The sequence below is a fragment of the Nocardioides sp. TF02-7 genome (assembly GCF_022437945.1).
In the GTDB taxonomy this organism is placed as follows: domain Bacteria; phylum Actinomycetota; class Actinomycetes; order Propionibacteriales; family Nocardioidaceae; genus Nocardioides.
Genome location: NZ_CP092535.1, coordinates 3,616,683 through 3,635,294 on the forward strand (window position 1 = coordinate 3,616,683; position 18,612 = coordinate 3,635,294).

Annotated in this window: 18 protein-coding genes and 6 pseudogenes; 14 read left to right on the top strand and 10 right to left on the bottom strand. The window is 73.7% G+C overall.

All coding sequences use genetic code 11. The features are described 5' to 3' along the window. The first annotated feature begins 46 nt into the window (after positions 1-46). From MF408_RS18645 to MF408_RS18655, 3 genes are read left to right on the top strand one after another with little or no spacing between them, the layout of a single operon-like run. Positions 47-274: a hypothetical protein gene (locus tag MF408_RS18645; protein ID WP_240248936.1), complete on the top strand. Its 228-nt coding sequence runs from the start codon at positions 47-49 to the stop codon at positions 272-274. A 43-nt stretch (positions 275-317) separates the two neighbouring features. Continuing rightward, positions 318-842 carry a ferritin gene (locus MF408_RS18650; RefSeq protein ID WP_240248937.1) on the top strand — a complete coding sequence of 175 codons (525 nt, stop codon included), beginning with the start codon at positions 318-320 and terminating at the stop codon, positions 840-842. A gap of 10 nt (positions 843-852) precedes the next feature. Next, complete coding sequence (locus MF408_RS18655) at positions 853-1,809, top strand: FAD-dependent oxidoreductase (protein WP_240248938.1); 957 nt, start codon at positions 853-855, stop codon at positions 1,807-1,809. 9 nt (positions 1,810-1,818) lie between these two features. On the opposite strand, the gene MF408_RS18660 is transcribed toward MF408_RS18655, so the two are convergent. Further along, entirely contained in the window at positions 1,819-2,196 is a 378-nt protein-coding gene (locus tag MF408_RS18660; protein WP_240248939.1) for a DUF952 domain-containing protein, read from the bottom strand. 10 nt (positions 2,197-2,206) lie between these two features. Further along, positions 2,207-2,897, bottom strand: a pseudogene (nucS, locus tag MF408_RS18665) (endonuclease NucS). A 25-nt stretch (positions 2,898-2,922) separates the two neighbouring features. On the opposite strand from nucS, the gene MF408_RS18670 reads away from it, so the two are divergent. Together MF408_RS18670 and MF408_RS18675 are read left to right on the top strand one after the other, a co-directional pair. Then, on the top strand, positions 2,923-3,195 hold the full coding sequence (locus MF408_RS18670) for a DUF167 domain-containing protein (RefSeq protein WP_240248940.1): 273 nt from the start codon (positions 2,923-2,925) through the stop codon (positions 3,193-3,195). Between the two features lie 58 nt (positions 3,196-3,253). Further along, positions 3,254-4,426, top strand: a complete 1,173-nt coding sequence (locus MF408_RS18675; protein WP_240248941.1) for a 3-hydroxyacyl-CoA dehydrogenase family protein — start codon at positions 3,254-3,256, stop codon at positions 4,424-4,426. A 61-nt stretch (positions 4,427-4,487) separates the two neighbouring features. Here the strand turns inward: MF408_RS18675 and MF408_RS18680 are convergent, their stop codons facing one another. Then, complete coding sequence (locus MF408_RS18680) at positions 4,488-4,757, bottom strand: hypothetical protein (protein WP_240248942.1); 270 nt, start codon at positions 4,755-4,757, stop codon at positions 4,488-4,490. 410 nt (positions 4,758-5,167) lie between these two features. On the opposite strand from MF408_RS18680, the gene MF408_RS18685 reads away from it, so the two are divergent. Continuing rightward, positions 5,168-5,941 (top strand): alpha/beta fold hydrolase, encoded by a 774-nt coding sequence (locus tag MF408_RS18685; protein WP_240248943.1) that lies wholly within the window; start codon positions 5,168-5,170, stop codon positions 5,939-5,941. Positions 5,942-5,943: 2 nt separating this feature from the next. Here MF408_RS18685 and MF408_RS18690 read toward each other — a convergent pair whose 3' ends face one another. Continuing rightward, complete coding sequence (locus MF408_RS18690; RefSeq protein ID WP_240248944.1) at positions 5,944-6,126, bottom strand: CGNR zinc finger domain-containing protein; 183 nt, start codon at positions 6,124-6,126, stop codon at positions 5,944-5,946. Beyond that, on the bottom strand, positions 6,117-6,482 hold the full coding sequence (locus MF408_RS18695; RefSeq protein ID WP_240248945.1) for an ABATE domain-containing protein: 366 nt from the start codon (positions 6,480-6,482) through the stop codon (positions 6,117-6,119). Before MF408_RS18695 ends, MF408_RS18690 begins: the two co-directional genes overlap by 10 nt. A gap of 47 nt (positions 6,483-6,529) precedes the next feature. On the opposite strand from MF408_RS18695, the gene MF408_RS18700 reads away from it, so the two are divergent. Beyond that, on the top strand, positions 6,530-7,489 hold the full coding sequence (locus MF408_RS18700; RefSeq protein WP_240248946.1) for an EamA family transporter: 960 nt from the start codon (positions 6,530-6,532) through the stop codon (positions 7,487-7,489). 222 nt (positions 7,490-7,711) lie between these two features. Here MF408_RS18700 and MF408_RS18705 read toward each other — a convergent pair whose 3' ends face one another. The 3 genes and pseudogenes from MF408_RS18705 to ccrA all read right to left on the bottom strand — a co-directional run bounded on the left by MF408_RS18705 (position 7,712) and on the right by ccrA (position 11,542). Next, positions 7,712-8,887, bottom strand: a complete 1,176-nt coding sequence (locus tag MF408_RS18705) for an AI-2E family transporter (RefSeq protein ID WP_240252037.1) — start codon at positions 8,885-8,887, stop codon at positions 7,712-7,714. Then, positions 8,887-9,762: a hypothetical protein gene (locus MF408_RS18710; protein ID WP_240252193.1), complete on the bottom strand. Its 876-nt coding sequence runs from the start codon at positions 9,760-9,762 to the stop codon at positions 8,887-8,889. Before MF408_RS18710 ends, MF408_RS18705 begins: the two co-directional genes overlap by 1 nt. A gap of 440 nt (positions 9,763-10,202) precedes the next feature. Beyond that, positions 10,203-11,542: pseudogene (ccrA, locus tag MF408_RS27100) on the bottom strand (crotonyl-CoA carboxylase/reductase). A 134-nt stretch (positions 11,543-11,676) separates the two neighbouring features. Between ccrA and MF408_RS18725 the strand changes: the two are divergent. The 4 genes and pseudogenes from MF408_RS18725 (at position 11,677) to MF408_RS18740 (ending at position 13,976) form a co-directional block, all read left to right on the top strand. Continuing rightward, positions 11,677-12,457, top strand: a pseudogene (locus tag MF408_RS18725) (5-oxoprolinase subunit PxpA). Between the two features lie 62 nt (positions 12,458-12,519). Then, on the top strand, positions 12,520-13,107 hold the full coding sequence (locus MF408_RS18730; RefSeq protein WP_240252039.1) for a carboxyltransferase domain-containing protein: 588 nt from the start codon (positions 12,520-12,522) through the stop codon (positions 13,105-13,107). Continuing rightward, complete coding sequence (locus tag MF408_RS18735; protein WP_240248949.1) at positions 13,104-13,631, top strand: hypothetical protein; 528 nt, start codon at positions 13,104-13,106, stop codon at positions 13,629-13,631. Before MF408_RS18730 ends, MF408_RS18735 begins: the two co-directional genes overlap by 4 nt. 111 nt (positions 13,632-13,742) lie before the next feature. Then, on the top strand, positions 13,743-13,976 hold the full coding sequence (locus MF408_RS18740) for a biotin-dependent carboxyltransferase family protein (protein ID WP_240248950.1): 234 nt from the start codon (positions 13,743-13,745) through the stop codon (positions 13,974-13,976). A gap of 34 nt (positions 13,977-14,010) precedes the next feature. Here MF408_RS18740 and mce read toward each other — a convergent pair. Continuing rightward, positions 14,011-14,470 (bottom strand): annotated as a pseudogene (gene mce, locus MF408_RS18745) (methylmalonyl-CoA epimerase). 152 nt (positions 14,471-14,622) lie between these two features. Here mce and MF408_RS18750 point away from each other — a divergent pair. Together MF408_RS18750 and meaB are read left to right on the top strand one after the other, a co-directional pair. Then, positions 14,623-15,820, top strand: a pseudogene (locus tag MF408_RS18750) (acetyl-CoA C-acetyltransferase). A gap of 68 nt (positions 15,821-15,888) precedes the next feature. Beyond that, positions 15,889-16,820, top strand: a pseudogene (gene meaB, locus MF408_RS18755) (methylmalonyl Co-A mutase-associated GTPase MeaB). Between the two features lie 13 nt (positions 16,821-16,833). Here meaB and MF408_RS18760 read toward each other — a convergent pair. Further along, entirely contained in the window at positions 16,834-18,018 is a 1,185-nt protein-coding gene (locus MF408_RS18760) for a polysaccharide deacetylase family protein (protein ID WP_240248951.1), read from the bottom strand. Between MF408_RS18760 and MF408_RS18765 the strand changes: the two genes are divergently transcribed. Beyond that, on the top strand, positions 18,017-18,481 hold the full coding sequence (locus tag MF408_RS18765; protein ID WP_240248952.1) for a hypothetical protein: 465 nt from the start codon (positions 18,017-18,019) through the stop codon (positions 18,479-18,481). The two genes, MF408_RS18760 and MF408_RS18765, sit on opposite strands and share 2 nt — an antisense overlap. Positions 18,482-18,612 lie beyond the last annotated feature (131 nt).

Consider the following 18,612-nt stretch of genomic DNA (forward strand, 5'->3'; position numbering starts at 1 on the left):
GCCAGTGAAGGTTAGGCAGCCCCTCACCTCGTGCTACCGTCGGGCCGTGGGCAAGAAGTCCAAGAAGGCCGCGAAGGCCGGCAAGGCCGGCGTGGAGAAGCGCAAGCTCCCCAAGCGGGAGTGCTGCGTCTCGAAGTCCCGCTGCGGACGGTGCCCCATCCGGATGCTCAAGGAAGGCACCCTGCCCGACGGGCTCGCGGTGAAGAAGCGGGTCCTCGTGCGCGCCGCGGACGGCAAGAAGGTCTCCAAGAAGGAGCTGCAGAAGGCCGCGTGAGCGGTGCCCGGGCGGCGGCCTGGGGCCGACTAGGGTTTCGGCCATGCCTGCCCCTCGGTTCACTGACCAGCTCAACGTCCAGATCGGCAACGAGCTGGCCGCCCACAACCAGTACCTGGCCTGCGCGGTGTACTACGACGCACTGACGATGCCGCAGATGGCCGCGTTCTTCTACGCCCAAGCGCTCGAGGAGCGCGAGCACGCCATGATGATGGTGCGCTACCTCCTCGACACCGACGCGGCGGTGCGGATCCCCGCCGTGCCCGCGCCCGAGTCGGCGTTCGCCGACGTGGTGGCGCCGGTCGAGCTCGCGCTCGAGCAGGAGCGCACGGTCACCCGGCAGGTCAACGAGCTGGTCAGGATCGCCCGGGAGGAGGACGACTACGCCTCCGAGCAGTTCCTGCAGTGGTTCGTCAGGGAGCAGGTCGAGGAGGTCGCCACGATGAGCGACCTCCTGGCGGTGGTCACCCGCAGCTGCGACGACCTCAACGACATCGAGGCCTACGTCGAGCGCGAGCAGGGCGGACCCGACCCCGACCCGACGGCTCCGCCGGCGGCGGGCGCCTGAGGCGGCAACGGTGGCGAGGGTCGTCGTCGTCGGCGCCGGTGTCGTCGGCCTGACCTGCGCGGTGCGGCTCGCCGAGGCCGGCCACCGCGTCGACGTCGTCGGCCGCGACCTGCCGCGGGAGACGACCTCCGCGGTCGCCGCGGCGTACTGGTACCCCCGGGTCGGGGAGCCCCGCGCGCGGGTGACGACCTGGGCGGCCCGCACGTACGACGTCCTGGCGGGCCTGGCCGAGCTGCGCGAGGGCCCGACCACCGGCGTCCGGATGGTGCCCGGCACCGAGCTGTTCCGCGCCCCCGCCGCCGACCCGTGGTGGCGCGACGCCGTGCCGTCGCTGGCCCGGGTGACGCCCACCGACGGGCTGCCGCCCGGGTACGTCGACGGGTGGCGGTTCACGGCGCCCGTGGTGGAGATGCCGGTCCACCTCGACTGGCTGGTGCACCGCCTGGGCGAGCTCGGCGGCACCCTGACCCGGCTCAACCTCTCCGCGCTGCCGCTGGCCGGTGCCGATGCGGCCGGTGTCGACGTGGTGGTGCACTGCGCGGGGCTCGGCGCCCGCCTGTTCGCCCAGGACGCCTCGGTCACGCCCGTGCGCGGCCAGGTCGTCGTGGTCGAGCAGGTGGGCCTGGACCGGTGGTGGCGGGCCGACGCTGACCGGCCGGACGGTCACCTCCGTACCTACGTCGTCCCGAGGTCGACCGACATCGTCCTCGGCGGCACCGACGAGCCGGGGGAGTGGAGCCGCACGCCGGACCCGGCGACGGCGGAGGCGATCGTGGCACGCGCCGCGGCGCTGGTGCCCGCGCTCGCGGACGCGCGGGTGCTCCGGCACAAGGTGGGCCTGCGTCCCGCCCGCCCGGAGGTGCGCCTCGAGCGGGTGGGTGATGTGGTGCACTGCTACGGCCACGGCGGCGCCGGCGTCACGCTGGCCTGGGGTTGCGCCGAGGAGGTCGTCGCGCTCGTCGGCTGACGGCGGATCTCAGCCCGCGTGCCCGTGCCCCGGCGAAGACCCTCCGTCCGTGGCCGGGTCGCCGGTGGGGCTGATCGGCGTGGCCCTCACCACGGCGCCGGTCGGCAACGGCCCGTAGACGTGCGGGAAGGTCTCGTCGCTGCCCGGCTCTCCGGGCTCCTCGACCACCGGCACGTCCAGCAGGTCGGTGTCGATGTGCAGGAGCACCAGCGGCTCGGTCGCGTCGTGGTAGAGGGCGTCGCGGATCCGCAGCCACTGGTCGGCGCGGCTGCAGTGGATGAACCCGACCTCGGCGAGGGTGCGGCCCCACGTCGACACCGTGTAGACCCCGGTGCGTCGGGCGGCCCGCCAGTCGGAGGCGAACGCGACGTGGAAGATCGTCGTCATCGGGGGCCGGCTAGAACAGCCGGTCGGACGGGTCGTCGAGGCCACGGAGCGCGTCGTAGTCGACGAGGGCGCAGGTGATGCCGCGGTCGCCGGCGAGCACCCGGGCCTGCGGCTTGATCTCCTGGGCGGCGAAGATGCCCCCGGACCGGCGCGAGCAGCGGGTCGCGGTTGAGCAGCTCGAGGTAACGGGTGAGCTGCTCGACGCCGTCGATCTCCCCGCGGCGCTTGATCTCGACCGCCACGCTCACGCCGTCGGCGTCGCGGCACATGAGGTCGACCGGACCGATCGCTGTGGGGTACTCCCGGCGTACCAGCGACAACCCCGGCATCAGCGTCGCCGGGTGCTCGGCGAGCAGCTCCTGCAGGTGCTTCTCGACGCCGTCCTTCTGCAGGCCCGGGTCGATCCCCAGCTCGTGCCGGGAGTCGTGGTGGATCTCCTCGATCAGGATCCGCAGCGTGTCGGGCACGGCGCCCTTGGGGGCGCGCGAGGTGACGGTCCACTCGACGGTGCCGTCCTCGGTCGATCCCTCCCGGACCGTGCACGGCGGTGACATCCAGTTGAGCGGCTTGTAGGAGCCGCCGTCGGAGTGGACGAGCACCGAGCCGTCGGCCTTGATCATCAGCACCCGGGTCGCCATCGGGAGGTGGGCGGTGAGGCGGCCGGCGTAGTCCACCTGGCAGCGCGCGACGACGAGTCTCACGGGGCCCGAGGCTACCGTGACGCCCGTGGAGATCGAGGCGGGGCGACCGTGGTGGCGGCCCGACGGCGAGGCATGGCTGCTGTCGGTGCGGGTGCAGCCGGGCGCGTCCCGCACCGAGGTGGTCGGGCCGTACGGCGACCAGCTGCGGATGCGCCTGCAGGCGCCGCCGGTCGACGGGAAGGCCAATGCCGCCTTGGAGCGCTTCGTCGCCGACGAGCTGGGCGTCCCGCGCTCGTCGGTGGCGGTGGTGCGCGGCCGGTCGTCGCGGTCGAAGGTGGTGCGGGTCGCGCCGGTGTGACGTGTTGCATAGTTACTGACGGGTAGAAACCGCTGTCACGGTTTGCCACACTGCCGCCATGACCTCGACCAGCGAGCAGATCTTCGACACCCTGGTGCTGCCCTACCTCAACCACGCGGTGCGCATGTACGAGTCGTCGTACGCCTCGGCGGCCGACATCGACGCGGCGATGCGGTACGGCTGCGGCTACACCAGCGGTCCGCTGGCGACGATCGACGAGCTCGGGGCAGCGACCGTGCGCGACCGGCTCGCCGCCCGCCACGCCAAGACCGGCGACCGCCTCCACGAGCCTGCCGACCTGCTCGACAAGCTCGCGACCGAGGGCCGGTCGTTCGCCGAGGAGGCGGCCGGCGGCAGCACGGGGACGCCGCGGCTGCGGCACCGGGTCGCCACGGTGGGCGTCGTGGGCACCGGCACCATGGCGTCGGGCATCGCCCAGGTCTTCGCCCAGGCCGGCCGCGACGTCGTGGTCGTCGGGCGCAGCGAGGAGAAGGTCGCCGGCGTCCGGCGACTCGTCGAGAAGAACCTGGCCAAGCTGGTCGCCAAGGGCAGGATCGACGATGCCGCACGGGAGGCCGCGCTCGCCCGGCTCAGCGGCACGACGTCGCGCGACGACCTCGCCGACGCCGACCTGGTCGTCGAGGCGATCGCCGAGGACCTCGCGGTCAAGACCGACCTCTTCCGCGACCTCGACCGGATCTGCAAGCCGGGGGCGATCCTCGCCACCACGACGTCGTCGCTGCCGGTGACCGCGCTCGGCGAGGCCACCGGACGGCCGGCGTCCGTCATCGGGATGCACTTCTTCAACCCGGCCATGGTCATGAAGCTGGTCGAGGTCGTCACCACCGAGGCCACCGCCGTCGACGTCGACGAGACCGTGCTCGCGCTCTGCGCCGAGATCGGCAAGGTCGCCGTCTCCTGCGGCGACCGCGCGGGCTTCATCGTCAACTGCCTGCTGTTCCCCTACCTCAACGACGCCGTGCGCCTGCACGAGGCGGGCGTCCCGCTGGACACCATCGACGCCGCCGTCAAGGAGCACGCCGGCTTCCCCATGGGCCCCTTCGAGCTGCTCGACGTCGTCGGCAACGACGTGTCGCTGGCGATCCAGAAGGAGCTGCACGCCGAGTTCAAGGAGCCCGGCTTCTCACCGGCGACGCTGCTCGAGGAGAAGGTCGCCCGCGGCGAGCTCGGCCGCAAGACCGGCAAGGGGTTCCACGACTACGCCGGCTGACCCCGGTGGGCCGTCGCCCCGGCTCCGCCGGCCGGCAGCGACGGACGGCGTACGCGTGCCGTCAGCGAGCCGGGCGGAACGTGCAGGCGAACTTCGAGGTGATCTGGCCCGGACCCTTGACCGACCGGCGGGCGCTCCGCTCGGCTGAGATCTTGTCGCGAGCCTTGCCCTTGCCCCACTCGACGACCCTGTTGTCGCGGACCCGCCACGCGACCGCGACGCAGCCGTTGTAGGCGAAGACCTTGCGCTTGGCCGGCGGCTGGCAGGCGCTGGGCGGGGCGTTGGTCTCGTTCTTCGTCCGGGCCTTGCACCGCTGGAGCGCCTTCTGCATCGCGAGCTTCTTCGAGCCGACGCCCTCCTTGTTGGTCCAGCCCCCAGATCTTCGCGCGCGGGTTGAACGAGATCGCGGTCCAGCAGCGGGGCGCGCACGGAGGGCGCGGCGCGAGCCGCGGCTGCACGTGGGTGGCGACCGTGACCATCGAGGCCGGCGTGGCCGGGGCAGCGGTGGCGGGTGTCGCCGCGAGCGCGGACGCGCCCATCAGCAGCGCAGCCGCGAAGGCGAGCAGGACGCGGACGGAGGTGGCGGGACGCAAGAGGTGTCTCCCTGGGGTCGGTCGCATGGCCGTTGCCATCTTCGCTGATCCTCCCAGGAGAAACCGAAGCCGGGGCGGGTGTTTCCCGATCTTTGTGCCGGCGCGACCGCTCCGCCGGGCGGGGGAGCCGCCTGACAGACTGGCGCACGTGCCGCTCCACACCACGACGTACGGCGACCACGGCAGCCGGGTGGTCTTCTGCCACGGCCTCTTCGGCCAGGGCCGCAACTGGAACCAGCACGCCAAGGACCTGGCGGCCGACCACCGGGTGCTGCTCGTCGACATGCCCAACCACGGGCGGTCGGAGTGGACCGAGCGGTTCGACTACGTCGACGCCGCCGACCGGGTGGCCGGCGTCCTCGACGCCGACGACCCCGTCGCGCTCGTCGGCCACTCGATGGGCGGCAAGATCGCGATGGTGCTGGCGCTGCGCCACCCGGAGCTGGTCGAGCGGCTCTGCGTGGTCGACGTCGCCCCGGTGCGCTACCGCTCCGCCACCGAGTTCGCCGGCTACATCGACGCCATGCTGGCCATCGACCTGACGACGCTCGAGGGGCGGCGCGAGGCCGACGCGGCTCTCACCGACGCGGTGCCCGACCCGGGGGTGCGGGGCTTCCTGCTGCAGAACCTGCGGCGCGACGGCGACGCGTGGCGGTGGCAACCGAACCTCGAGCTGCTCCGCGACGACCTCGACGCCGTCACCGACTGGCCGGAGGAGGCGCTCGATGTCGTGACGCCGTACGACGGCCCGGTGCTGTGGATGGGCGGCTCGGAGTCGCGCTACGTGCGCGACGAGCACGCCGCCGCGATGGAGGCCCTGTTCCCGAGGGTCCGGCGGGTCACCGTCAAGGGCGCGGGCCACTGGGTGCACTCGGAGAAGCCGGACGTCTTCCTCGAGGTGCTGCGCCAGTTCCTCGGGTGAGCTCAGGCGCCGGAGGCCTGTCGGGCACGGTAGGCCGCGACCGCGTTGCGGTTGCCGCAGGCGGTCGAGCAGAACCGGCGCGAGCGGTTGCGGGAGAGGTCGAGGACCAGGCCCTCGCAGTCGTCGTCGGCACAGATGCCGAGGCGGGACATCTCGTCGCTGCGGATCACGTCGATCATCGCCATCGCGGTCTCCACCACGATCCGGTCGCGCAGCGGGCGTCGTCGTCGATCGCGTGGACGTGCCAGTCGTAGTCGCCGTGCCGGCGCAGCTGGGGGAGCGCGCGGGCGCTGCGCAGCAGCTCGTTCACGAGCTCGACCGCGCGGTCGCGGTCGGCGGTGAGCACCTCGCGCAGCAGCGGCCGGAGGCGTCGTACGGCCTGGAGCTCGGTGGCGTCGCCGTCGCGGCGGCCGGTGAACCCGAAGTCGTCCAGGAACGTCGCGAGCTCCTCCGCCGACGTCAACGTGTCCGGCGGCTCGGCGGAGTTGACGAGCAGCACGGCCGCGCGCAGGGCCTCGTTGGTGTCATGGGCGAAAACCACGTTGACAGGTTACATCACCGCCGATAGCGTCATGTCCCATGACGGCGATGACTGATGACATTCCGGCGACGACGCCCTCGCGCCGTACGGCGGCGGGCCTTGCGGTCGCGCTGCTCTCCGCCGTCTCGTTCGCGCTCTCCGGCGCGCTCGCCTCGCCGCTGCTCCACCAGGGTTGGAGCGCGGGCGCCGTCGTGCTCGTGCGCATCGGTCTCGGCGCGCTGGTGGTGCTGCCCTTCGGCGTGGCCGCGCTGCAGGGGCGGTGGCACCTGCTCCGGCGCAACGCCGGGCTGATCGGGCTCTACGGGCTGCTGGCCGTGGCGGGCGCCCAGTTCTGCTACTTCTCCGCCGTCCGCTACCTCGAGGTGGGGCCGGCGCTGCTCATCGAGTACACCGCGCCCGCCGCGGTCGTGCTCTGGCTGTGGGTGCGCCACGGGCAGCGGCCCGGCCCGGTCACCGTCGCCGGCGCGGTCGTCGCGGCGCTCGGCCTGCTGCTCGTGCTCGACGTGGTCGCCGGGTTCGGCCTGCACCTGGGCGGCGTCGCCTGGGCGTTCGCGGCGATGGTGGGCGCGGCGGCGTATTTCGTGATCTCCGGCGACGACAGCACCGGGCTGCCGCCGATCTCGCTCGCCGCCGGCGGCCTCGTCGTCGGGGCGGCCGTCCTCGGGCTGCTCGGCCTGGTCGGGCTGCTGCCGATGGAGGTGACCGGTGCCGAGGTCGAGTACGCCGGCGTCCGCGTCGACTGGTGGGTGCCGCTCGCGCTGCTCGGCCTGATCACCGCTGCGCTGGCCTACACCTCCGGCATCGCCGCCGCCCGGCTGCTCGGCTCGCGGGTGGCGTCGTTCGTGGCGCTCTCCGAGGTCGTCGCCGCCGTCCTCTGGGCCTGGGCCCTCCTCGGCGAGCTCCCCGGCCTCGTCCAGCTCCTCGGCGGCGTCCTCATCCTCCTCGGCGTGGTCGGCGTCAAGCTCGGTGAGCGCTCGGTCGCCCACGCCGAGCCGACCCCCGCCTGACCTCCGCGAGGACGTTGAATCGGGTGTTGTGGTGGGTTGAATCCGGCCTCGTGGTGTGTTGAATCGGGCCTTGTGGTGTGTTGAATCGGGCCTTGTGGTGTGTTGAATCCGGCCTCGTGGTGATCAGCCGTCGCCACGACACCCGATTCGACGCGCCACGACACCCGATTCGACCGACCACGACACCCGATTCGACCGACCACGAGGCCCCGATTCAACAGGTCAGCGCAGGTCCTGCTGCTTCACCACGACCTCGCGGATGATGAGGAGTACGGCGGCCGCGGTGGGGATCGCCAGGAGGGCGCCGACGACGCCGAGGAGGGCGGCGCCGACGAGGGCGGCGATCACGATGGCCGCGCCGGGCAGGTCGACGGACTTGCTCATCACCCGCGGGTAGATCACGTAGTTCTCCACCTGCTGGTAGATGATGTAGAAGATCACCGCGGCGATGCCGCTCTTGATGTCGGTGGCGAACGCGATCGCGGAGACCACGACGGCGCCGATGGTCGCGCCGATCATCGGGATCACGTCGAGCAGGGCCACGACGAACGCCAGGGCGACGGCGTACTCGCGCACCTCGGTGAACCACAGGAACACCAGCGAGGACAGGCCCGCGCACAGCGCGACGATGAACGCGCCGGAGACGTAGCCGCCGATGTCGCTGATGACCTTGTCGCCGAGCCGGGTGACCCGGTCGCGCCGCGAGGCGGGCGCGAGCCGGTAGATCGCGTGCGTGGTGGTGTTGAGCGACGCCAGGAAGTAGAGCGTCAGGACGATGATGATGAACGCGTTGAACAGCGCCGAGACGATCTTGAGTCCCACCCCGAGCGCACCGCCGAAGAGGGTGGAGATGAAGTCGCCGTTGGCCACGAAGTCCTTGGCCTTGTCGACGATCTCGTACTCCTCGTTCAGCTCCTGAACCTTCCGGTTCTCCTGGAGCTGGTCGAGCCAGATCGGCGCGTTCTCGGTGAGCGCCCGGATCTGGTCGGCGATCACCGGCACGATCGCGACGACGAACAGCGCGAGCATGCCGAGCGCGGCGATGATCACCGTCGTGACCGCCAGCGACCGGCGCAGGCCGCGCCGCTCGAGCAGCTCGACGGAGGGGTTGAGCCCGGCCGCGAGGAAGAACGACACGACCACCAGCAGCAGCACCGAGCCGATGCCGAGCAGCGCCTGGAAGATCCAGTAGGCCAGCAGCAGGCCTAGGCCGCCGACGAACCCGACGTAGAACGGCGAGCGCCGGTCGAACGGCTGGCCCAGGTCGCCGTACGCCGCGACGCCGGCACCGCCGGGAGAGCCGCCGGGAGGGCTGCCGGGAGGTACGTCGGCGCCGTCGCCCGTCGGCGGCGGGCCCGCCTCCCCGTCCGGGACGGCAGGCTGCCGCCGACCTCGCATCAGCCTTCGCCCTCGCCCTCGTCGAACCCGGCCACGAGGTCGGCGAGCGACGACAGCTGCGCGGTGATGGCGGCCCGGCGCTTGGTGAGCCGCTCGAGCTCGGCGCGGGTGGCGGCGAGCTGGCGCTGCGCCTCGGCCTCGCCGCTGGCGGTGATCGACTCGGCCTGGGTGCGGGCGGAGGCGACGATCTGCTCGGCCTCGCGGCGGGCGCGGCTGACCATCGCCTCGGCCTCGGACTGGGCGGCGGCACGGTTCTCGGTGGCCTGCTTGCTCGCGTCGGCGGCCCGCTGCTCGGCGGCGGCCGCGCGCTGCTCGGCCTCCTCGACCAGCCGCTTGGTCTCGGCGACCGCGGTGTTGTGGTGGTCGGTCGCCTCGCGAGCGAGCCGCTCCTTCTCCACGGCCAGCATCCGCCGGGCCTCCTGGACCTCGCGGTCGACCGCGGCCCGCGCCTGCTCGCTCTCGCGCTGGGCGGAGCTGCGCAGCTCGCTGGCCTCCTGCTGGGCGGCGAGCCGGAGCTGGTCGGCCTCGCGGCGGGCGGCCGCCAGGGTGTCGGACGCCTCGCTCCGCGCGAGCGCGAGCTCCTGCTCGGCGTCGGCCAGCAGGCGGGCGCGGTTCTCCTCGAGCTCGCGCAGCTGCACGGCCCGCATGTCCTCGGCCTCGCGGGAGGCCTCGGCGCGGATCGCCTTCGCGTCGCGGGCGGCCTGGTCGCGGATCTCGGTGGCGTCGCGCTCGGCGATGGCCCGGATCTCGTCGGCCTCCCTCCTCGGCCAGCCGCAGCATGGCGCTGGCCCGGCCGCCGAGCCCGGCGTACGACGGGTTGTCCATCTCGGCGAGCTCCGCGCGGAGCCGGCCGAGCTCCTCCTCGAGCCCCACAACCCGCTGCTCGGCCTCGGCGAGCCCGGCGCTGAGCGCGGCCTTCTCGCCGGCGAGCTGCCGGAGGTGCTGGTCGACCGCCGCCCGGTCGTAGCCGCCCTTGCGGACCACGGGCAGGGAGGCCGTCGCGGGCGGGGCCGCCGGCGGCTGCGCCACCGCGGACGGTCGGACGGGGAGCCGGCGGGGCGGAGCGGGGCGGGGTCGTCACCGGCATCACCTGGGTCTTCTCGTTGTCGGGGTCGGGCTTGCCCGGCCCTCGCGGCGGACCGTCGGTGGGCTCCTCGTCGAAGATGGACAGACCCTGGTCGCTCATGGGGGGCGGGCTCCCTCGCGTCGCGTGGTTCGGCAGGACCGGACCATGATCCCTGATCGCGGGGCGATAACCCACCCCGACCCGCGCGAATTCACGCGCGGGTCACACGAAGCAGGCGCGGGTGCGGGCTCAGACGCCGCGGAACAGGTTGATCTTGTCCAGGTGCTGCTCGCGCAGCTCGGTGTCGAGCACGCCGAGGCCCTCCTCGGGAGCGAGGCAGAGCACGCCGACCTTCCCCTGGTGCTTGTTGTGGTGCACGTCGAGGGCGGCCTGGCCGGTCTCGTCGAGGCGGTAGGTCCGCGAGAGGGTGGGGTGGATCCTGCCCTTGGCGATGAGCCGGTTGGCCTCCCACGACTCGCGGTAGTTGGCGAAGTGGCTGGACACGATCCGCTTGAGGTTCATCCACAGGTAGCGGTTGTCGTACTCGTGCATGTAGCCGGTCGTCGACGCGCAGGTCGTGATGGTGCCGCCCTTGCGGGTGACGAACACCGACGCGCCGAAGGTCTCGCGGCCGGGGTGCTCGAAGACGATGTCGATGTCCTCACCGCCGGTGAGCTCGCGGATCTTCTTGCCGAACCGCCGCCACTCCGCGGGGTTCTGCTGGGTGCCGTCCTCGTTCCAGAACCGGTAGTCCTCCTCGGAGCGGTTGATGATCATCTCCGCGCCCATCCGGCGGCAGATCTCGGCCTTCTCGGCGTTGGACACCACGCACACCGGGTTCGCGCCGCCGTTGAGGGCGTACTGCGTGGCGAAGCCGCCCAGGCCGCCGGAGGCGCCCCAGATCAGCACGTTGTCGCCCTGCTTCATCGCCCCGCCGTTCTTCGACACCAGCTGGCGGTAGGCGGTGCAGTTGACCAGGCCGGGGAGGCGGCCTCCTCCCAGGTGAGGTGCTCGGGCTTGGGCATCAGCTGGTTGGCCTTGACCATCGCGATCTCCGCGAGGCCGCCGAAGTTGGTCTCGAACCCCCAGATCCGCTGCTCGTTGTCGAGCATCGTGTCGTCGTGGCCGTCGGGCGACTCCAGCTCGACCGAGAGGCAGTGGGCGACCACGCGGTCGCCGGGCTTCCACTTCGTGACGCCGGGTCCGACCTCGAGCACCACGCCGGACAGGTCGGAGCCGACGACGTGGTAGGGCAGGTCGTGGCGCTTGGTGAGGTCGGAGAGCCGGCCGTAGCGCTCGAGGAAGCCGAAGGTCGACACCGGCTCGAAGATCGACGTCCACACGGTGTTGTAGTTGATCGCCGAGGCCATGACGGCGACGAACGCCTCGCCGGGACCGAGCTCCGGCAGCGGTACGTCGTCCACGTGGAGCGACTTGCGGGGGTCCTTCTCCCTGGTGGAGATGCCCTCGAACATGTCGACCTCGTCCTTGTGCACGGTCACCGCCCGGTAGGACTCGGGCAGGTCGAGCCCGGCGAAGTCCTCCGTGGACGTGCCGTCGGTCATGATGGCGTCGAGGATGTGCTGCACGGGATCGTCTCCTGTGTCGGTGAGGGATCGGCGGCCGAGCCGCAAGATACCCGCCGGTAACGTCCGGCAGAGCGGTTCGTGACCCTCGTCACCCGGAAGGCTTCTGGCGTCGTCGTGGACTCAGCGACGCCGGCATGGGTCACCATAGGGCCGTGAGCACCTCGCCCGGTCCCTCGGCCCGAGGAGCCGTCGACCTCAACGCCGACGTCGGCGAGTCGTTCGGCCGCTGGACGCTCGGGGACGACGCGGCGGTGCTGGCGGTCGTCACGAGTGCCAACGTGGCGTGCGGGTTCCACGCCGGCGACCCGACCACGCTCCGGCGCACGTGTGCCGAGGCCGTGGCTCGCGGCGTGGTGATCGGCGCCCAGGTCGGCTACCGCGACCTCGCCGGCTTCGGCCGTCGCTTCGTCGACGTGGCGCCCGACGACCTCGCCGCCGACGTCGTCTACCAGCTGGGGGCGCTCGACGCGATCGCCCGTGCCGAGGGCGGCCGCGTGGCCTACGTGAAGCCGCACGGCGCGCTCTACAACGCGATCGTGACCCACGAGCGGCAGGCCGCCGCCGTGGTGGACGCGGTCCTCGCCTACGACAAGGGGCACGGCACCGCGCTGCCCGTCGTCGGCCTGCCCGGCTCGGCGTTCCTCGAGGCGGCGACCGTGGCCGGGCTGCCGACGGTGCGCGAGGGGTTCGCCGACCGCGCCTACCGCCCGGACGGCACGCTCGTCCCCCGCTCCGAGCCCGGCGCGGTGCTCGACGACCCCGCCGCGGCCGCCGACCAGGCGGTGCGGCTGGCGGCGTCGGGGGGCGGTGGACTCGGTGTGCGTGCACGGCGACAGCCCCGGCGCGGTCACGATGGCGCAGCGCGTCCGCGCCGCCCTGGTCGACGCCGGCCTGGAGCTGCGGGCGTTCGCGTGACCTCCCGCCTGCTGCCCTACGGCGACCGCGCCCTGCTCGTCGAGCTCGACGACGTCGCCGCGGTGGTCGACCTCGCCGACCTCGTGCGCAGCGACACCGGGCTCGCCGACCTGGTCGAGGACGTCGTCCCCGGCGCCCGCACGCTCCTCGTGCGCGCCGCCCCCGGCGTCCCGCTCGGGCGGCTCCGCGATCGCCTCGCCGACACGTCGCCCCCGGCGGCGACCGGCTCGACCGGCTCGACCGGCGACGACCTTCGAGAGCAGGTGCCGACGGCGGAGGTCGAGGTGCCGGTCACCTACGACGGCCCCGACCTCGCCGAGGTCGCCCGCCACACCGGCCTCCGCGAGGACGAGGTGGTGGCGGCCCACACCGGCACGCCCTGGCGGGTCGCGTTCGGCGGGTTCGCCCCCGGGTTCGCCTACCTCGTCGGCGGCGACCCCCGGCTCCGCGTGCCCCGCCGCGACCGCCCCCGCACGACGGTGCCGGCGGGCGCGGTCGGGCTGGCGGGGGAGTTCAGCGGCGTCTACCCGCGCCCGTCGCCGGGCGGGTGGCAGCTGATCGGCCGCACCGACCTGCCGGTGTGGGACCTCGACCTCGACCCGCCGGCGCTGCTCGCGCCGGGAGCGACCGTCCGGTTCCGCGCGGCATGAGTGGTGCGACGGAGGCCGCGCTGCGCGTGCGCCGCACCGGCGGCCCGTGCCTCGTCCAGGACGCGGGGCGGCCCGGGCACGCCGCGATCGGCGTGGGCCGGTCCGGCGCGGCCGACCGGTCGGCGTACGACCTCGGCAACCGGCTGGTCGGCAACCCTCCCGGCGCCGCGGCGCTGGAGGTGACCCTCGGCGGCCTCGAGGTCGAGGCGGTCGGGCGGACCGTGTGGCTGGCCGTGACCGGTGCGCCGGCACCGCTGACGGTCGACGGACGCGCGGAGCCGACCGGGTCGGTGCTCGCCCTGCGGCCGGGCGCCGTCGCGGCGCTCGGGCTGCCACCCACCGGCCTGCGGTCCTACCTCGCCGTGCGCGGCGGCCTCGACCTGCCTCCGGTGCTCGGCTCGCGGGCGCGGGACACCCTGGCCGGTCTCGGGCCGGAGCTTGTCGGCCCCGGCGACCTGCTGCCGGTGGGATCGGGCGCGGCGCGGCCGATGCTGGTCGACGCCGTCCCGCCGCAGGCGTACTGACGACCGCCCGCTGCTGCGGGTGGGGGCCCGGCCCGCGCGCCGACTGGGTGCGCGACCCCGCGGTGCTGGTCACCACCATCTGGACGGTGGCGCCGGAGTCCGACCGGGTGGGTGTGCGCCTGGGCGGCGGGACGGCTCGAGCACGTCGACCCTGCGCGCCAGCTGCCGAGCGAAGGCGCCACCCGTGGAGCGGTGCAGGTTCCGCCGGGAGGCGAGCCGGTCGTCTTCGGCCCCGACCACCCGGTCACGGGCGGCTACCCGGTGGTGGCAGTGGTGCTCGACGAGGACACCGACCGGCTGGCCCAGCTGCGGCCGGGGGAGCAGGTCCGGTTCCGGTGGGCCTGACTCGTCTCACGCCCGGTGCCGCGGCGCCGGCCCGTCAGTGGCCGGTGGCCGCCGGCTCCACCAGCTCGACGAGCACGCCCCCCGCGTCCTTGGGGTGCACGAAGTTGATGCGGCTGTCGGCCGTGCCGCGGCGAGCCTCGGGGTAGAGCAGCCGCACGCCGCGCTCGCGGAGCAGCGCCGAGACCCGGTCGAGGTCGGTGACCCGGTAGGCGAGCTGCTGCAGGCCGGGGCCGTTGCGGTCGAGGAACTTCGCGATCGTGGACGACTCGTCCAGCGGGGCCAGCAGCTGGATGCACGACGCCGGGTCGGCGGGGTCGCCGACGGCGACCATCGCCTCCCGCACGCCCTGCTCCTCGTTGGTCTCCTCGTGGACGGCGACCATGCCGAACGTGTCGCGGTAGAACGCGATCGCCGCGTCCAGGTCAGGGGACCGCGATGCCGACGTGGTCGATGGCGGTGAAGAGCTGCTCGGGGAGGCCGTCGGTGATCTGCATGCAGGTCAGTGTGCCGCCACCTCCGGGCCCCGGAGCGGGCATGTGACGAGCGACTCATCCCGCACCCGCGGCCGGGCCTCGACATCCGGCTACCTCTTAGTAAGGTCGCAGGCGTCCGGCCCCACCCGTCCTTCAACACCTGCGGAGGCACCATGTCCGAGAACCCGAGCGTCATCGTCGCCGGCGCCCGCACGCCGATCGGTCGCCTGCTCGGCGGCCTGAAGTCGCTGTCGGCGCCCGACCTCGGCGGGATCGCCATCAAGGGCGCCCTGGACAAGGCAGGAGTCTCCGGCGACCAGGTCGACTACGTGATCATGGGCCAGGTGATCCAGGCCGGGGCCGGCCAGAACCCCGCCCGGATGGCGGGCGTCAACGCCGGCATCCCGATGGGCGTCCCGTCGATCACCATCAACAAGGTGTGCCTCTCCGGCCTCAACGCGATCGCGATGGCCGACCAGATGATCCGCGCCGGCGAGGTCGAGGTGGTCGTCGCCGGCGGCATGGAGTCGATGACCAACGCACCCCACCTGCTGCCGAAGTCGCGGGAGGGCTTCAAGTACGGCGACGTCCCGCTGGTCGACTCGATGGCCTACGACGCGCTGTTCGACCAGTTCACGAAGCAGGCGATGGGCCTCCTCACCGAGGAGTGCAACCAGGCCGCGCAGAACCTGACCCGCGACGAGCAGGACCACTTCGCCGCGCAGTCGCACCAGAAGGCGGCGACCGCGTGGAAGAACGGCGTCTTCGACGACGAGGTGGTGCCGGTCGAGATCCCGCAGCGCAAGGGCGACCCGCTCGTGGTGCGGGAGGACGAGGGCGTCCGCGGCGACACCACCGCGGAGTCGCTCGGCAAGCTGCGCCCCGCGTTCTCCAAGGAGGGCACGATCACCGCCGGCTCCTCCTCGCAGATCTCCGACGGAGCGTGCGCCGTGGTGGTCATGAGCAAGGCCAAGGCCGAGGAGCTCGGACTGGAGTGGCTCGCGGAGATCGGCGCGCACGGCATGGTCGCTGGCCCGGACTCGACGCTGCAGCTGCAGCCGGCCGCGGCAACGGCCCGGGCGTGCGGAGAAGGACGGCATCGCGCCGACCGACCTCGACCTGGTCGAGTTCAACGAGGCCTTCGCCGCCGTCGGCATCGCGTCCGCCCGTGAGCTCGGGCTCGACGACGCGAAGGTCAACGTCAACGGCGGCGCGATCGCGCTCGGCCACCCGGTCGGCATGTCCGGCGCCCGCGTGGTCCTCCACCTGGCGCTGGAGCTGAAGCGGCGCGGCGGCGGGGTCGGCGCGGCCGCCCTCTGCGGCGGCGGTGGCCAGGGCGACGCGCTGCTCGTGCGCGTGCCGGGGGCCTGAGGGCCCGCCGGTTGACCGACAGCAGCGGAGGCGGTCGCCGCGGGACCACCGCGGCGTCCGTCCCCGACCTGGTGGCGCGGGCGCGTGACGGCGACGCCCGCTCGGTGGGGCGGCTGATCTCCCTCGTCGAGGACGAGTCGCCGCTGCTGCGCGACGTGATGCGCGCGCTGGCGCCGTACGCCGGCCGGGCCCGCGTCGTCGGCCTCACCGGCGCCCCGGGGGGTCGGGAAGTCCACCTCGACCAACGCCCTGGTCACCGAGCTGCGCCGCCGCGACCTGCGGGTGGGTGTGCTCGCCGTCGACCCGTCGTCGCCGTTCTCGGGCGGCGCGCTGCTCGGCGACCGGATCCGGATGTCCGACCACGTGCTCGACCCCGGCGTGTTCATCCGGTCGATGGCGGCGCGCGGCCACCTCGGCGGGCTGTCAAGTGGGCCGCGCCGCAGGCGCTGCGGGTGCTCGACGCGGCCGGCTACGACGTCGTCGTCGTCGAGACCGTCGGCGTCGGCCAGAGCGAGGTCGAGGTCGCCGGTCACGCCGACACCACCGTGGTGCTGCTCGCGCCGGGCATGGGCGACGGCATCCAGGCGGCCAAGGCCGGCATCCTCGAGATCGGCGACGTCTACGTCGTCAACAAGGGCGACCGGGAGGGCGCCGACAAGGTGCGGCGCGACCTGCGCTCGATGCTCGGGCTCGCCGAGCGCCGCGAGGGTGCCTGGCGACCGCCGGTGCTGAAGACCACCGCGGCCACGGGCGAGGGCGTGCCGGCGGTGGCCGACGCGCTGGAGGAGCACGCGGCCTGGCTCCGCGACACCGGCGAGCTGCAGCGGCGCCGGGTGCGCCGGGCCCGCAGGAGGTGGAGGCGCTCGCCCTCACCGCCCTCCGCCGGCGCTGGGGCACGGTCGGCTCCGGCGACCGGCTCGACCAGCTCGCCGCGGCCGTCGCCGCCGGCGACACCGACCCCTACGCGGCGGCCGACGAGCTCGTCGCCGGGACGTCCTGAGCCGCTCCGGCCGTCACCGACCTCCGGCACCCGGCCGGGCGTCGGTGATCCGGGCGGTCGCGGTGGCGGACCGGAGCCGGAGCCCCTGCGGCCGGTCGAGCACGACGGCGAAGTCCTCGGCCGGATCGGCGACGTCGTCGGGCAGCAGCCGGACGGGCACCTGCGCCCGGAGCCGGCCCGCCGGGACCCGCACCCGGCGGACGACCCGGGCGACGTCGCTGCCGGCCCGGGCCGAAAGCGCGACACGGTCCGCAAGCGGACGCTGGTGGCGCGCCCGGCGGGGAGCCGACAGCCGGACGGTCGCCACCGCGACGCCGCCCTCGACGCCGTCGGTGAGCGCGACCGAGGCGGCCGGCGTCGGGAAGCCGGGGCGTCCGTCCTCGTCGAGCGCGGTGAAGCAGTAGCCGCGTCGCCGGGCCTGGCGGACGATCATGGGCACCGCATCGACCGTGGCCTCCGCGTGGCGGCCCCCGTCGTGCTGCACGGCGATGTTGTCACCCGGCCGCAGCGCTGCGAGCACCCTGGCCGCGATCTCCCGGCTGGTGCCGCCCTCCCAGTCGCGGGAGGACGCCGTCCACATGACCGGCACCAGGCCGGCCCGGCGGATCCCGGCCCGGGCGGCGCCGTCGAGGCCGCCGTACGGCGGTCGCATCAGCGGGGTCGGGTGGATGCCGAGCCGCCGCAGCGCGCGGTCGGTGGTGCGCAGCGACCGCGCGACCTGCGCAGCGGTCTGGCTCCGCATGTTGCGGTGGTTCCACGAGTGGTTGGCGACCAGGAAGCCGGCGCGCTCGACCCGGCGGGCCAGCCGCGGCTCGGCCGCCGCCCGCGTGCCGATCATGAAGAAGGTCGCCGGCACCCGCGCCTCCCTCAGGATCCGCAGCAGCCGGTCGGTCGGCCCGGGCCGCGGACCGTCGTCGAACGTCAGCGCCACCCTCCCCGTGCAGCCGCCGCGGTCCGCCGAGCGTGACGGCGTCGCGGTCGGGCCGGCCTCCGTTTCCGGCGCCGGCGAGCGTGGCGCCGCACCGTCGCCGCACGAGCCGGCGAGCAGCGCGACGAGCAGGCAGGCCACCCCGAGCAGGGCAGCGGTCCGGCGACGACGGGGGAGCACCCCACCAGGGTGGCCCGGGCAGGCAAGTCCCGACCAGCCGCGCGGCGGAACGGGGCGACCGGCCACGGCGACGCCGTACGGTGAGGCCATGGCGACCTGGGACGACGTACGACGCCTCGCGCTCGCCCTCCCCGAGGCCACGGAGAGCAACGACGGCTGGCGGATCCGCAGCAAGGCCTTCGCCTGGGTGCGTCCGCTGCGGAAGAAGGACGTCGCCGACCTCGAGGCGCTCGGTCGGCCGGTGCCTGCCGGCGAGATCATGGGCATCCGCCTCGCCGACGAGGGGGGAGAAGCAGGAGCTGATCGCCAGCGAGCCCGACGTCTTCTTCACGATCCCGCACTTCGACGGCTGGCCCGGCGTGCTGGTCCACCTCGACGCCATCGACGTCGACGAGCTCGAGGAGGTCCTGACCGACGCCTGGCTCGCCCGGGCCCCCCAAGCGGCTCGCCCGGGCGTTCCTCGAGGCGCGGGGGTTGCCGGGGGCGGGGTGAGGCGGAGCCGGTCGGGCCGGGGGGTGAGGCCGGCCGGGGTTTCGGGGACCGGGCGACGTGAGGTTTCCCCGGCCGACCGGGAAACCTCAACTTGTCGGGCAGAGCATTGCCCGACAAGTGGAGGGATTGCCCGTCACGTCGACGCGGAGCCGCCACACCGGCCACAACGGCCACACCGGCCCGCACCCCCCA

Bases quoted from the DNA above. Each gene is read 5' to 3' on its own strand.
- MF408_RS18650 (WP_240248937.1), top strand. From the start codon at position 318: ATGCCTGCCCCTCGGTTCACTGACCAGCTCAACGTCCAGATCGGCAAC.
- MF408_RS18660 (WP_240248939.1), bottom strand. From the start codon at position 2,196: ATGACGACGATCTTCCACGTCGCGTTCGCCTCCGACTGGCGGGCCGCC.
- MF408_RS18675 (WP_240248941.1), top strand. From the start codon at position 3,254: ATGACCTCGACCAGCGAGCAGATCTTCGACACCCTGGTGCTGCCCTAC.
- MF408_RS18680 (WP_240248942.1), bottom strand. From the start codon at position 4,757: ATGCAGAAGGCGCTCCAGCGGTGCAAGGCCCGGACGAAGAACGAGACC.
- MF408_RS18690 (WP_240248944.1), bottom strand. From the start codon at position 6,126: ATGGCGATGATCGACGTGATCCGCAGCGACGAGATGTCCCGCCTCGGC.
- MF408_RS18700 (WP_240248946.1), top strand. From the start codon at position 6,530: ATGACTGATGACATTCCGGCGACGACGCCCTCGCGCCGTACGGCGGCG.
- MF408_RS18705 (WP_240252037.1), bottom strand. From the start codon at position 8,887: ATGCGAGGTCGGCGGCAGCCTGCCGTCCCGGACGGGGAGGCGGGCCCG.
- MF408_RS18735 (WP_240248949.1), top strand. From the start codon at position 13,104: ATGAGTGGTGCGACGGAGGCCGCGCTGCGCGTGCGCCGCACCGGCGGC.
- MF408_RS18765 (WP_240248952.1), top strand. From the start codon at position 18,017: ATGGCGACCTGGGACGACGTACGACGCCTCGCGCTCGCCCTCCCCGAG.
- MF408_RS18760 (WP_240248951.1), bottom strand. From the start codon at position 18,018: ATGGCCTCACCGTACGGCGTCGCCGTGGCCGGTCGCCCCGTTCCGCCG.